Raw genomic sequence first — 11,256 nt, forward strand, 5'->3', positions numbered from 1 at the left:
CCGGCCGCGCCATCGGCACCGGGTCGGCCTTCGCCGTCACCGCCAATGGCCTGGCGGTGACCAATGCGCATGTGGTCCAGGGCTGCGCCCAGGTGGTGGACGAACAGGGCCGCCCGGTGCGCGTGGTCGCGGCGGACCGCCAGCGCGACCTGGCGCTGATCGATGCCGGGCGCGGCTTCGGCACGGTGGTGCGCTTCCGCCCGCAGGCGGCGGTGGATCTCGGCGAGACCGTGCTGGTCTTCGGCTTCCCCTATGGCCAGGCGCTGGGCACCGGCATCAACGTGACCAACGGCATCGTCACCGGCCTGGCGGGGCCCGGGGGCGACAATTCGCGCTTCCAGATGAATGCCGCGGTGCAGCCGGGGAATTCCGGCGGGCCGGCGGTGGACGATGCCGGGCTGCTGCTGGGGGTCGCGGTCGGGCGGCTGAACGACCTCGCGGTGCTGCGCGCGACCGGATCGCTGCCGCAGGGCGTGAACTTTGCCATCCGCGCTGCCGAGGTCGAGCGCTTCCTGGCCGAGCAGAACGTGCGCCCGGCGCGCGGGGCGCAGGGCGGCACCGGGGCGCGGGCGGTCTCGGCCAATGTGGCGCCGGCGGTCTTCCAGGTGCTCTGCCGCGGCTGAGCCGCGCCGCGGTGCGTTGCCACGCGACCGCCGCAACCTTTCCGCCATTCGGGCGCTTTGCTGCGGGAGGGTGTTCGCGTGATCGCCCCGCATGGCGACAGGAGGGCTGCATGTCCGAGGCCGAGATCGAACGCCGCATGGCCGAGCTGGACCGCCTGCTGAACGACCCCGAGACGCGCATGGACGCGCACCGGGTCTGGGCGCTGCTGGCCGAGCTGGCGCGTCAGCCGCAGCCCGCGCGCCGGTAGTCAGGCGTCCTTGACCGCCGCGATCAGGAATTCGCGGTTGCCTTCCGGCCCGGTGATCGGGCTCGGCTCGATGCCCAGCACGCGCCAGCCCGGCAGTGCCGCCCACCAGTCGCGGATGGTCGCGCAGACCTCCTCGTGCACCGCGGGGTCGCGCACCACGCCGCCCTTGCCCACGCGCGCTGCCCCGGCTTCGAATTGCGGCTTGATCAGCGCCACCGCCCAGGCCCCCGGCGCGGCGAGCGCGAGCGCCGCGGGCAGCACCGTGCGCAACCCGATGAAGGAGGCGTCGCAGACCACCACGCCCGGTGCCTCGGTCACCTGTTCGGACGTGAGATGCCGGGCATTGGTGCGTTCCAGCACCACCACACGCGGGTCGCGCCGCAGCTTCCAGTCGAGCTGCCCATGGCCGACATCGACCGCATGCACGCGTACCGCGCCATGGGTGAGCAGCACGTCGGTGAAGCCGCCCGTCGAGGCGCCGATGTCGAGCGCCACGCGCCCGGCCGGGTCGAGCCCGAAATGCGCCAGCGCATGGGCCAGCTTGATCCCGCCGCGGCTGACCCAGGGATGGTCCTGCCCGCGCACCTCGACCGGCAGGTCCCGGGCCAGCAGGTCGCCGGCCTTGGCGATGCGCCGTTCGCCCGAGAAGACCCGGCCCGCGAGGATCAGCGCCTGCGCGCGCTCCCGCGAGGCGGCCAGGCCGCGTTCGACCAGCAGCACGTCGGCGCGCTGGCGCGCAGGGCCGCTCGTCATGCGCTGGCCGGCGTCAGGCCCTGAGGCGGGACCGTCGCAGCCGCAGCGCCGATTCCGCGATCACCGCAGCGTCGATCGCGCTGCCGGTATAGCCATCGAGTTCGAGCGTCCCGGGATGCTCCGGCAGCAGCCCGGGCAGGCCACCGCCCAGCACCAGGATTGCGGCATTGCGCGAGGCGCGGCGCAATTCCCGGACCGTTGCGCGGATATCGTCCGCATGCAGGCCCGGCTCGATGCTGATCCAGACCACGTCGAAGCGCCGGTCATGGGCCGAATCGAAGGCCTGTTCGTTCTCATGGCTGACGCAGTCACAGACATCCCAGCCGGCGCGATCGAAGAAGCGCAGCGCCACGCCGTGCTCGACGCTCGGCATGTCGTGCGTGCCGGCGAGCGTAAGCGCGGTGTTGATCGGCGCCGGCGCGCCATCCCCTGCCGTTTCGGCATCGTCGAGCGAGAGCAGGCACATGCGCAGCTGCCAGACCTTCGCGAGCCGGTCGGACTGGTCGAAGCTGTCCGGATCGAAGCGCCGTCGCAAGGCATCGGCTGCCGGCAGGATGATGTCGCGGCAGATCGGGCGGAACATCTTCCCGTCGGGGTTCAGCGCGGCGAGGGCGGCGATGCCCTCGTCCAGCGTGCCATCGGCGAGTGTGCCGGCCAGCGCCGCGGCGTCGCGCTGCCAGCTGCCCACGCGCGGCGCGCCGAAGCGCGCGAGCAATGCCGGCACCAGCAAGCCGCCGGCGATGTCCTGGATCAGCGCGCTGCGACGTCCGGAGGCAAGGGGCACTTGGCGTGACGTGGCTTGTCGGGTGTTTCCATCCAGCGGTGCCACGTCTTAACCCTCCCCCTCCGCCGGCAGGACGTCGCCGGTACGGTGCCTTCTTCTTCCCGGCGAAGGCGGCGAGCGGGCCGCATGAACCCGGAGCCGGGCCTCGATCCACCAGCATGTGTGGATCCATCGTCACCGCCAGCGTAACCACGCCTTGCCGGACGTGACAATGGGTTTGTAAATTCCGAACGACAGCGGTTCGATGTATCGCAACGCACCGCGCCGCCATGCTCGACGGCTGCGCGGCCGGCGCCGCGCCGCGTCAGGCGCGCGCCGGCTGCACCTTGGCGGATTGCCCCAGCGCGGCGAGCGCGGTGGCGACGATCTGCGGCGCGTTCAGCCCCGCCTCGTCGTATTGCTTCCTCGGCGCATCGTGGTCGATGAAGCGGTCGGGCAGGCACATGGGGCGAATCTTCAGCCCGCCATCGAGCAGCCCGCGCACCGCCAGGTGCTGCATCACCAGGCCGCCGAAGCCGAGGATCGAACCTTCCTCGATGGTGATCAGCACCTCGTGCTCGCGCGCCAGGCGCTCGACCAGCGCGGCATCGAGCGGCTTGGCGAAGCGCGCATCGGCGACCGTGCAGGACAGGCCGTGGGTGAGCAGCTCGTCCGCGGCCTTCAGGCATTCCTGCAACCGCGCGCCATAGGACAGGATGGCGATGGAACTGCCCTCGCGCAGCACGCGCCCGCGCCCGATCTCCAGCACCGATCCGCGCGCCGGCAATTCGAGCCCGAGGCCCTCGCCGCGCGGATAGCGGAAGGCCGAGGGCGCGTTGTCGATCGCGGTCGCGGTCGCGACCATGTGCATCAGCTCCACCTCGTCCGCCGCGGCCATCAGCACCATGCCGGGCAGGCAGCCGAGATAGGCGATGTCGAAGATGCCCGCATGCGTCGCGCCGTCCGCGCCGACCAGCCCGGCGCGGTCCATGGCGAAGCGCACCGGCAGCGACTGCAGCGCGACATCGTGCATGATCTGGTCGTAGGCGCGCTGCAGGAAGGTGGAATAGATCGCGCAGAAGGGCTTCATGCCCTCGGTCGCCATGCCGGCGGCGAACGTGACGGCGTGCTGTTCCGCGATGCCGACATCGAAGCAGCGCTTGGGGAATTTCTTGCCGAACATGTCGAGGCTGGTGCCCGAAGGCATCGCCGCGTTGATCGCGACGATGCGATCGTCCAGCTCCGCCTCGGCGATCAGCGCGGTCGCGAAGACCTTCTGGTAGGTGGGCGGGCCGGGCGGGGCCTTGGCCTGCTCGCCGGTGACCACGTTGAACTTCTGCACGCCGTGATACTTGTCGGCACTCGCCTCCGCCGGCGCGTAGCCCTTGCCCTTCTGCGTGACCACATGCAGCAAGATCGGCCCCTCGTGGTCGGTGTCGCGCAGGTTGCGCAGCACCGGCAGCAAGTGGTCGAGGTCGTGCCCGTCCACCGGGCCCACGTAATAGAAGCCCAACTCCTCGAACAATGTCCCGCCGGTCAGCAGGCCGCGCGCGTATTCATCGGCGCGACGTGCGGCGCGTTCGAGCGGCCCGGGGAAGCGCTTCGCCACCCGCGCCATCAGGTCGCGCAAACTCAGGAAGGGACGGGAGGACACCACGCGCGACAGGTAGGCCGACATCGCCCCCACCGGCGGGGCGATCGACATGTCGTTGTCGTTCAGGATGACGATCAGGTTCGCCTTCGACGCGCCTGCGTTGTTCATGGCTTCGTAGGCCATGCCCGCGCTCATCGCCCCATCGCCGATGATGGCGATGACGTGCCGATCGTCGCCCTTGAGGTCGCGCGCGATCGCCATGCCGAGCCCGGCCGAGATCGACGTCGAGGAATGCGCCGCGCCGAAGGGGTCGTATTCGGATTCCGAGCGCCGGGTGAAGCCCGACAGCCCGCCGCCCTGGCGCAGCGTGCGGATGCGGTCGCGCCGCCCGGTCAGGATCTTGTGCGGATAGGCCTGGTGGCCGACATCCCAGATCAGCCGGTCTCTCGGCGTGTCGAACACCGCATGTACCGCGACGGTCAGTTCCACGACACCGAGCGAGGCGCCGAGGTGCCCGCCGGTGACGGAGACGGCGTCGATCGTCTCCGCGCGCAGCTCCTCCGCCAGCCGCTTCAGCTGGTCGCCGGAGAGGTTCTTCAGGTCGGCCGGGACGCTCACGCGATCCAGCAGGGGGGTGGCCGGGCGGTTCATCAGGTCCTCCGCGCGATCGCGTAGTCGGCGAGCGCGCGCAACAGATCGGCACGTTCACCCAAAGCGTCCAGATGGGCGGCCGCCTGCGCGGCCAGACGTTCCGCATGCGCACGCGCACGCGGGATGCCGAGAAGGCCGACCAGCGTCGCCTTGCCGGCCTCGGCATCCTTGCCGGTGCGCTTGCCCGCCTCCTCGGCGGAGACGGTCGCATCCAGCAGGTCGTCGGCGATCTGGAAGGCGGCGCCGAGGTCGCGGCCATAGGCGGACAAGGCATGGCGCAGCTGCAGCGGCGCCTTGCCCAGGATGGCCCCGGCCTCGGCGGCGAATTCGATCAGCTTGCCGGTCTTGAGCAGCTGCAGGCGGCCGATCTCGGCTTCCTCGAGCGGTTCGCCCGCTTCCTCGGCCAGCATGTCGAGCATCTGCCCGCCGCACATGCCCCGCGGGCCGGCCGCGCGCGCCAGGCAGCGGCAGAGCTCGGCCCGGACATAGGGGTCGGAATGCGTGTCCGGCTCGGCCAGGACGTAGAAGGCATTGGCCTGCAGCGCATCGCCGGCCAGCACGGCGGTGGCTTCGTCGAAGGCCTTGTGCAGCGTGGGCTTGCCGCGGCGCAGGTCGTCATCGTCCATGCAGGGCAGGTCGTCATGCACCAGCGAATAGGCGTGCAGCATCTCGATCGCGGCGGCGGTGCGCAGCGCCGGGTCGCGCGCCACGCCGAACTGCCTGGCGCCTTCCAGGACCAGGAAGCCGCGCAGCCGTTTGCCGCCGCCGATCGCGGCGTAGCGCATGGCCTCGAAAAGCCGAGCCTCGGGGCCTTCGGGGCGCGGGATCAGGATAGCGAGCGCCTCGTCGATATCGGCAGCCGACTGGGTCATGGCGGCGCGCAGGCCTTCGGAGGAGGCCGTCAGGGTTTCCATGCTTATTCCACGTCCCGCAGCGACAGCCCCGCGGGGCCTTCCACGATGGCCTGCACCTTCTGCTCGGCCTCCGCCAGCTTGCGCTCGCAATGCGCGCGCAGCGCGGCGCCGCGCTGGTAGGCCGCGACCGATGCCTCGAGCGCCCCCTGCCCGCTTTCCAGCGCCTTCACGATGCCTTCGAGCTCGGCGAGCGCCTGCTCGAAGGACAGGGTTGCGATGTCGGCGGGCGGCTCGTCCGCCTCGGTGCGTGTCCTGGCCATGTCAGGCAAGGTTAACAGTCCGTCGTGGGGAAGGCTATTGCGGCTCGATCCCGGCCTGACGGATGGCATTGGTCCATTTGGTGGTTTCGGCCCGCACGAAGGCGGCGGCCTGCTCGGGGGTCGACCCGCGGATGGTCATGCCGAGCGCGCCGGCCAGGCGGGTGCGCATCTCCTCGGTGCCGAGCGCGGCCTGCACGGCGCGGTTGAGCAGCGCGATGCGGTCCGGGGCCGTGCCGGCGGGGGCGAAGAGAGTGAACCAGGCGATGACCTCGTAGTCGGGCAGGTTCGCGGCCTCGCGCACCGTCGGGACGTCGGGCACGGCGGCGGAGCGTTCGGCCGAGGTCACGGCCAGGATGCGCAGCGCGCCGGCCTGGGCCTGCGGCAGGATCACCGCCTGGTCGGCGATGAACATGTCGACGCGCCCGGCCAGCATGTCCTGCACCGCCAGCGGCGAGGAGCGGTAGGGCACCGCCAGCATGCGCACATTCGCCATGGCCGCAAGCGAGGCCGAGGCCACTTCCTGCGAGGAGGAGGCGGAGGCGTAGGTGATCGCCTCGGGCCGCGCCCGCGCTGCCGTGATCAGGTCGGCCAGGGTCCGGTAGGGGCTGTCCGCCTTCACCGCGACCAGCAGCGGCACGGTGGCGATGGTCGAAATCGGCGCGAAGCCGGCCTCCATGTCGAAGGGTACGTTGCGGAACAGGGCGCGGGCCGCGGCGTTGGTGGAATTGGTGCCGACCAGAAGCGTGTTGCCGTCGGCGGTGGCGCGGGAGACGGCCTCGGCGCCGATCAGGCCGTTGGCGCCCGCGCGGTTTTCCACCACCACGGGCTGGCCGAGAGCGGCGCGCATGCCCTCGGCGAGCAGCCGGCCGACCGTGTCGGTGGCGGAACCGGGGGCGAAGGGCACGATGGCGCGGATGGGCGCGCTGGGCCAGGCGGCCTGGGCATGGACGGCGGCGGGCAGCAGGGCGGCGGCCGGCAGGGCCAGCAGGGTGCGGCGGTTCATGGCGGATCCTTCCCGGAGATCGGACCGCAGATAGGGCGGCCCGGCCGGAATGGGCAAGGGCTACCGCCCCGCCCGCATCCGCCGCGCCGCCATCTCCCCGACCATCACGCAGGTGAAGTGCAGGTTGGCGCGGCAATCCGTCGGCATGATGGACGCATCCGCCACGCGCAGCCCGCTCACGCCCCGCACACGCAGGTCGGGGTCCACCACGCCCCGCGGGTCCTCATGCGCGGTCATTCGGCAGGTGCCGGCGGCGTGCTGGATGTCGGCGGCCTCGCGCAGCATGATGGTATCGAGCGCATCGTCGGGCAGCGCAGCGGCCTCGGCCATGGACATCCCCGTCTCGCCGAAGGTGATGGCGCCCAGGCGTGCGAGCGGGTCGAGCGCCGCCAGTCGCGCGAGGCGCCGCACGCCGTCGCGCATCCGTTCGCGGTCGCGCGGGTCGTCCAGCATGTTCTCGTCGACTTCCGGCTGCGCCTCGGGGTCGGCGGAGGTCAGCCGCAATTCCCCGCGTGAGAAGGCATCATAGAGCGCGATGCCGACCGCCCCGCCCGGCGCCGGCGCGCCATCGGCGGACAGGCCCCGGTGGTTGTAGGCGATCATGATCATGTCGCGCTCGCCCCCGCCCGCCAGGTTGCTGCTGTAGGTCAGGCAGCAATTCGTGTGGCGCGCATCGGCACCCTGCGCGCGGTGCCCGGGCTTCAGCGCGATCGACCCGCGCAGGATTGGGTGGTCCATCAGGTGCCGCCCGACCGCCGGCAGGTCGTGGTGCACCGCGATGCCCAACGCGCGCAGCGCGGTCGCCGGCCCGATGCCGGAGCGCATCAGGATGCAGGGCGAATGGATCGCGCCGGCGCACAGCACCACCTCGCGCGCCGCGATCTCCTCCCACGCCTCGCCGAAGCGTACGAGCACGCCGCGCGCGCGGGTGCCATCGAACAGCACGCGATCGACCAGCGCGCCGCCGCGGATGGTCAGGTTTGCGCGGCCCCGCGCCGGTTCCAGGTAGCCGTCATTGGTGGTGACGCGCTGGCCCTCGCGCAGGTTGATCGGATTGCAGGAAATCCCCTCGCCCTCGGAGGCGTTGAGGTCGCCCTTCCAGCGGTACCCGGCGGCCAGCGCCGCGTCGCGCAGCGCGAGATCAACCGCGCCCCATCGGTCCACCGGCATGCGGAAGACGGGCAGCGGGCCGCCACGGCGGATGCCCGGCGCCACACCCGTATCCGCATCATCCTCGATGGCATCGTAGATCGGCAGCACGTCCGCCGCCGACCAGCCCTCGCAGCCGGCCTCGGCCCAGGCGTCGAAGGCCGCGGGCACGCCGCGGATGGCGATCTGCGCATTCACCGCCGACGACCCGCCCAACGCCTTGCCGCGCCAGTAGAAGCGCGGCTCCTGCGCCGACGTCCGCCGCGTCATCAGCCCCGGCCATTGCCATCCCGCCTGGTGCCGCGGGTCGTGCATGAAGGGGATGATGTTGGCGCTGCGCAGCGCGGCCGGTGCGTCCGCCGAACGCCAGTCACGCCCGGCTTCCAGCAGGAGAACGCGGCGGCCGGGGTCCTCCGACAGCCGCGCGGCGAGCGGCGCGCCCGCGGACCCGGCGCCGACCACGATCACGTCGTACATGCTCACGCCCGCATCAGCGCCCGCACATGCGCCGCCGTCGAACGCCCCAGCGCCTCGAGGTCGTAGCCGCCTTCCAGCAGCGACACCACGCGCCCGCCGCAGCAGCGTTCCGCCACGCCGCACAGCGCCTCGGTGACCCACGCGAAATCCGCCTCGCGCACGCGCAGCTGCGCCAGCGGGTCGGCCGCATGCGCGTCGAAGCCGGCCGAGATCACCAGCAGGTCGGGCGCGAAGGCCTCCAGCGCGGGAATGATCTGCTCCGCCCAGACGGCGCGGAAGGCCGTGCCATCGGCGCCGGGCGACAGCGTGACATTCAGGATGTTGCCCACGCCGCGCTCGGTCACGTCGCCGGTGCCGGGATAGAGCGGCCATTGGTGGCTGCTCGCGTAGAACAGCGAGGCATCCGCCTCGAAGCAGGCCTGCGTGCCGTTGCCGTGGTGCACGTCGAAATCCACCACCGCGACGCGCGCCGCGCCGTGTTCGGCCTGCGCGTGGCGCGCGGCAATCGCGGCATTCGCGAAAAGGCAGAACCCCATCGGCCGCCCCGGCTCGCAATGGTGCCCGGGCGGGCGCGTGGCGCAGAAGGCGCGCCGGACTTCGCCCTTCATCACCGCATCCACCGCAGCCACTGCCGCGCCCGCGGCGCGCAGCGCGGCCTCCGCACTGCCCCAGGACATGATGGTGTCGCCATCCAGCGCGACCCGCTCATCCGGTTCCGGGCGGATGCCGAGGATTGCCGCGACGTAGTTCTCCGGGTGCACGCGCGTGAGCTGCTCCACCGTCGCGAGCGGCGCCTGGTCGCGGATCAGGTCCGCGAATTCGCCGGCCTCCAGCGCCTTCAGCACCGATCGCAGGCGGTCCGGGCATTCCGGGTGGTGCGGTCCCGGGTCGTGGTGCAGGCAGGCACGATGGGTCAGCAGCAGGACGCTCACGCCGGCGGGTCCTCGCGCTTGCGGATGACGAAGCGATAGGCGCCGGCCTCCTCCCCGAAGGCGACCAGCGCATGGCCGGTCTCCTTGCAGAAGGCGCGGAAATCCGCGACCGAGGCCGGGTCGGTCGCGAGCACCGTCAGCCGCGCGCCGGCGGGCAGCCCGCGCAGCGCCTTGTTGGCCTTGAGCACCGGCAGCGGGCAGGTGAGGCCCTTCACGTCGAGCAGCGTCTCGCTCATGCGGGCGATTGCACCACCGCGCGCGCGGCGCGTCCAGGGTTCCGCGACGCCGTCCCGCCGGTGCACACTGCGCGCAGGAGGTGCCTGCATGACGCTCGATTCGACGGGGACGCTGGCGCTCGCGGCGGCGATCCTGCTCGCGGGGCGTTTCCTCAATGCCGGCATCGGGCCGCTCGCGCGCTACAACATCCCGCAGCCCATCTCGGGTGGCCTCGCCTTCGCGCTGCTGGCGGCAGTGCTGTACGCCTGGGGCGGGCTGGTGATCGAGACATCGGGCACGCTGCGTGCCCCGCTGCTGCTGGCCTTCTTCGCGAGCGTCGGGTTGTCGGCGGATCTCGGGCGCCTGCGCAAGGGCGGGCCGAAGCTGGTGCTGTTCCTGATATGTGTCGTGCCCTTCCTGATGGCGCAGAATGCGCTCGGCACCGGCATGGCCATCCTGCTCGACCAGCATCCGCTGATCGGGCTGGTGGGCGGGTCGGTCACGCTGGTCGGCGGGCACGGCACCGGCGCGGCCTATGCGCGCATCTTCGAGGAGACGCATAGCCTGGCCGGCGTGATGGGGCTGGCGATGGCCTCGGCCACCATCGGCCTGGTGCTGGGCGGCGTGGTCGGCGGGCCGGTCGCGCAATACCTGCTGCGCGGCCGCGCGCCGGTCGCCGCCGGACCTGCCGCGGCGGCGGCCAATGCGCCGGAACCCGCGACCACCGAGGGCGCCATCGTCACCACCTGCCTCGTGATGTTCTGCCTGCTGCTCGGCGGCGTGCTCGCCGCGTTCACCGCGTCGCTGCCGGTGGCGCTGCCGGATTTCCTGTGGTGCCTGTTCGCCGGCGTGCTGGTGCGCAACCTGGCCGCGCCGCTGATCCGCCTGCCGGTCTCGGATGCCTCTGTGGACCTGGTGGGGAGCACCGCGCTGGCGCTTTTCCTGGCCATGACCATGGCGACGATCCGGCTGTGGGAGCTGGCGGCGCTGGCCGGGCCGCTGATGGCGATCGTGGCCGCGCAGGCCGCCTTCGCGGTGCTGTATGGCGTGGTGGTGGTCTACCGCGCCATGGGCCGCGACTACGAGGCGGCGGTGGCGACCGCGGGCTTCCTCGGCTTCTCGATGGGCGCGACCGCGACGGCCATCGCCAACATGCAGGCGGTGGCGAACCGCTACGGCCCGGCGCCGGTCGCCTTCCTGGTGGTGCCGCTGACCGGCGCCTTCTTCATCGACCTGGCGAATGCGCTGGTGCTCACCGGCGCGCTGACCCTGCCGGTCTTCGGGGAGTGACCGCGATGCTCCGCTGCCTGCTGCTGCTGGTCGCGCTGATCGCCGCGCCGCCCGCCCATGCAGTGCCCGACGCCGATGCGCTGCGCGCGCTGGTGGAAGCGCGCATCGCGGACGCGGCCGGGCCCGGCCTGCTCGGGGTCGCCGCCTTCCGGCGCATGGGCCAGGCGCCCGATCCGGCGGGCGGGGCGCGCATCGCGTATTTCGCGGCGCGGCTGCGTCTCGCGCGGGACCACGCCTTCGGCGACTGGGACGGGCGCAACCTGCAGGCGCTGGCCGCCGCGCTGGGCGCCGCGCCGCGCGCCATCACCGGGGCGCGGCGCGAGGGCAACCGCGCCGGCGACATCCTGCGCGTGAACGGCGCGCTGCGCCTGCGGCAGGAGGCC

At 72.2% G+C, this 11,256-nt stretch carries 13 protein-coding genes; 4 read left to right on the plus strand and 9 right to left on the minus strand.

From position 1 onward, the window contains the following. On the plus strand, positions 1-623 hold a 623-nt coding region (locus tag HW578_RS16205), incomplete at its 5' end, for a S1C family serine protease (protein WP_198371625.1). A 110-nt stretch (positions 624-733) separates the two neighbouring features. Further along, positions 734-871 carry a peptide chain release factor 1 gene (locus tag HW578_RS16210; RefSeq protein WP_198371627.1) on the plus strand — a complete coding sequence of 46 codons (138 nt, stop codon included), beginning with the start codon at positions 734-736 and terminating at the stop codon, positions 869-871. On the opposite strand, the gene HW578_RS16215 is transcribed toward HW578_RS16210, so the two are convergent. From HW578_RS16215 to HW578_RS16255, 9 genes are all read right to left on the minus strand, one after another. Then, positions 872-1,624 carry a TlyA family RNA methyltransferase gene (locus HW578_RS16215; RefSeq protein WP_198371628.1) on the minus strand — a complete coding sequence of 251 codons (753 nt, stop codon included), beginning with the start codon at positions 1,622-1,624 and terminating at the stop codon, positions 872-874. 13 nt (positions 1,625-1,637) lie between these two features. Beyond that, positions 1,638-2,408 carry a cobalamin-dependent protein gene (locus HW578_RS16220; RefSeq protein WP_198371630.1) on the minus strand — a complete coding sequence of 257 codons (771 nt, stop codon included), beginning with the start codon at positions 2,406-2,408 and terminating at the stop codon, positions 1,638-1,640. A 304-nt stretch (positions 2,409-2,712) separates the two neighbouring features. Then, positions 2,713-4,632 (minus strand): 1-deoxy-D-xylulose-5-phosphate synthase, encoded by a 1,920-nt coding sequence (dxs, locus tag HW578_RS16225; RefSeq protein ID WP_198371631.1) that lies wholly within the window; start codon positions 4,630-4,632, stop codon positions 2,713-2,715. Then, entirely contained in the window at positions 4,632-5,546 is a 915-nt protein-coding gene (locus HW578_RS16230) for a polyprenyl synthetase family protein (RefSeq protein WP_232479024.1), read from the minus strand. Before HW578_RS16230 ends, dxs begins: the two co-directional genes overlap by 1 nt. Positions 5,547-5,548: 2 nt before the next feature. Next, a complete protein-coding gene (locus HW578_RS16235) occupies positions 5,549-5,806 on the minus strand; it encodes an exodeoxyribonuclease VII small subunit (protein WP_198371633.1) in 258 nt (85 codons plus the stop codon). Between the two features lie 34 nt (positions 5,807-5,840). Further along, positions 5,841-6,809: a Bug family tripartite tricarboxylate transporter substrate binding protein gene (locus HW578_RS16240; RefSeq protein WP_198371634.1), complete on the minus strand. Its 969-nt coding sequence runs from the start codon at positions 6,807-6,809 to the stop codon at positions 5,841-5,843. A gap of 60 nt (positions 6,810-6,869) precedes the next feature. Continuing rightward, the gene (locus HW578_RS16245) at positions 6,870-8,435 is read right to left on the minus strand and encodes a GMC family oxidoreductase (RefSeq protein ID WP_198371643.1); all 1,566 of its coding nucleotides are present in this window, start codon (positions 8,433-8,435) and stop codon (positions 6,870-6,872) included. A gap of 2 nt (positions 8,436-8,437) precedes the next feature. Then, positions 8,438-9,367 (minus strand): histone deacetylase family protein, encoded by a 930-nt coding sequence (locus HW578_RS16250; protein WP_198371635.1) that lies wholly within the window; start codon positions 9,365-9,367, stop codon positions 8,438-8,440. Then, on the minus strand, positions 9,364-9,603 hold the full coding sequence (locus tag HW578_RS16255) for a sulfurtransferase TusA family protein (protein ID WP_198371637.1): 240 nt from the start codon (positions 9,601-9,603) through the stop codon (positions 9,364-9,366). Before HW578_RS16255 ends, HW578_RS16250 begins: the two co-directional genes overlap by 4 nt. A gap of 88 nt (positions 9,604-9,691) precedes the next feature. On the opposite strand from HW578_RS16255, the gene gltS reads away from it, so the two are divergent. Beyond that, the gene (gene gltS / locus HW578_RS16260; RefSeq protein WP_198371638.1) at positions 9,692-10,873 is read left to right on the plus strand and encodes a sodium/glutamate symporter; all 1,182 of its coding nucleotides are present in this window, start codon (positions 9,692-9,694) and stop codon (positions 10,871-10,873) included. Positions 10,874-10,878: 5 nt separating this feature from the next. Next, on the plus strand, positions 10,879-11,256 hold a 378-nt coding region (locus tag HW578_RS16265; RefSeq protein ID WP_198371640.1), incomplete at its 3' end, for a hypothetical protein.

The sequence above is a fragment of the Roseomonas rosulenta genome, assembly GCF_016106005.1.
In the GTDB taxonomy this organism is placed as follows: domain Bacteria; phylum Pseudomonadota; class Alphaproteobacteria; order Acetobacterales; family Acetobacteraceae; genus Neoroseomonas; species Neoroseomonas rosulenta.

Coding starts and splice junctions, on each gene's coding strand:
- HW578_RS16210 (WP_198371627.1), top strand. CDS start 734: ATGTCCGAGGCCGAGATCGAACGCCGCATGGCCGAGCTGGACCGCCTG.
- HW578_RS16215 (WP_198371628.1), bottom strand. CDS start 1,624: ATGACGAGCGGCCCTGCGCGCCAGCGCGCCGACGTGCTGCTGGTCGAA.
- dxs (WP_198371631.1), bottom strand. CDS start 4,632: ATGAACCGCCCGGCCACCCCCCTGCTGGATCGCGTGAGCGTCCCGGCC.
- HW578_RS16230 (WP_232479024.1), bottom strand. CDS start 5,546: ATGGAAACCCTGACGGCCTCCTCCGAAGGCCTGCGCGCCGCCATGACC.
- HW578_RS16235 (WP_198371633.1), bottom strand. CDS start 5,806: ATGGCCAGGACACGCACCGAGGCGGACGAGCCGCCCGCCGACATCGCA.
- HW578_RS16240 (WP_198371634.1), bottom strand. CDS start 6,809: ATGAACCGCCGCACCCTGCTGGCCCTGCCGGCCGCCGCCCTGCTGCCC.
- HW578_RS16245 (WP_198371643.1), bottom strand. CDS start 8,435: ATGTACGACGTGATCGTGGTCGGCGCCGGGTCCGCGGGCGCGCCGCTC.
- HW578_RS16255 (WP_198371637.1), bottom strand. CDS start 9,603: ATGAGCGAGACGCTGCTCGACGTGAAGGGCCTCACCTGCCCGCTGCCG.
- gltS (WP_198371638.1), top strand. CDS start 9,692: ATGACGCTCGATTCGACGGGGACGCTGGCGCTCGCGGCGGCGATCCTG.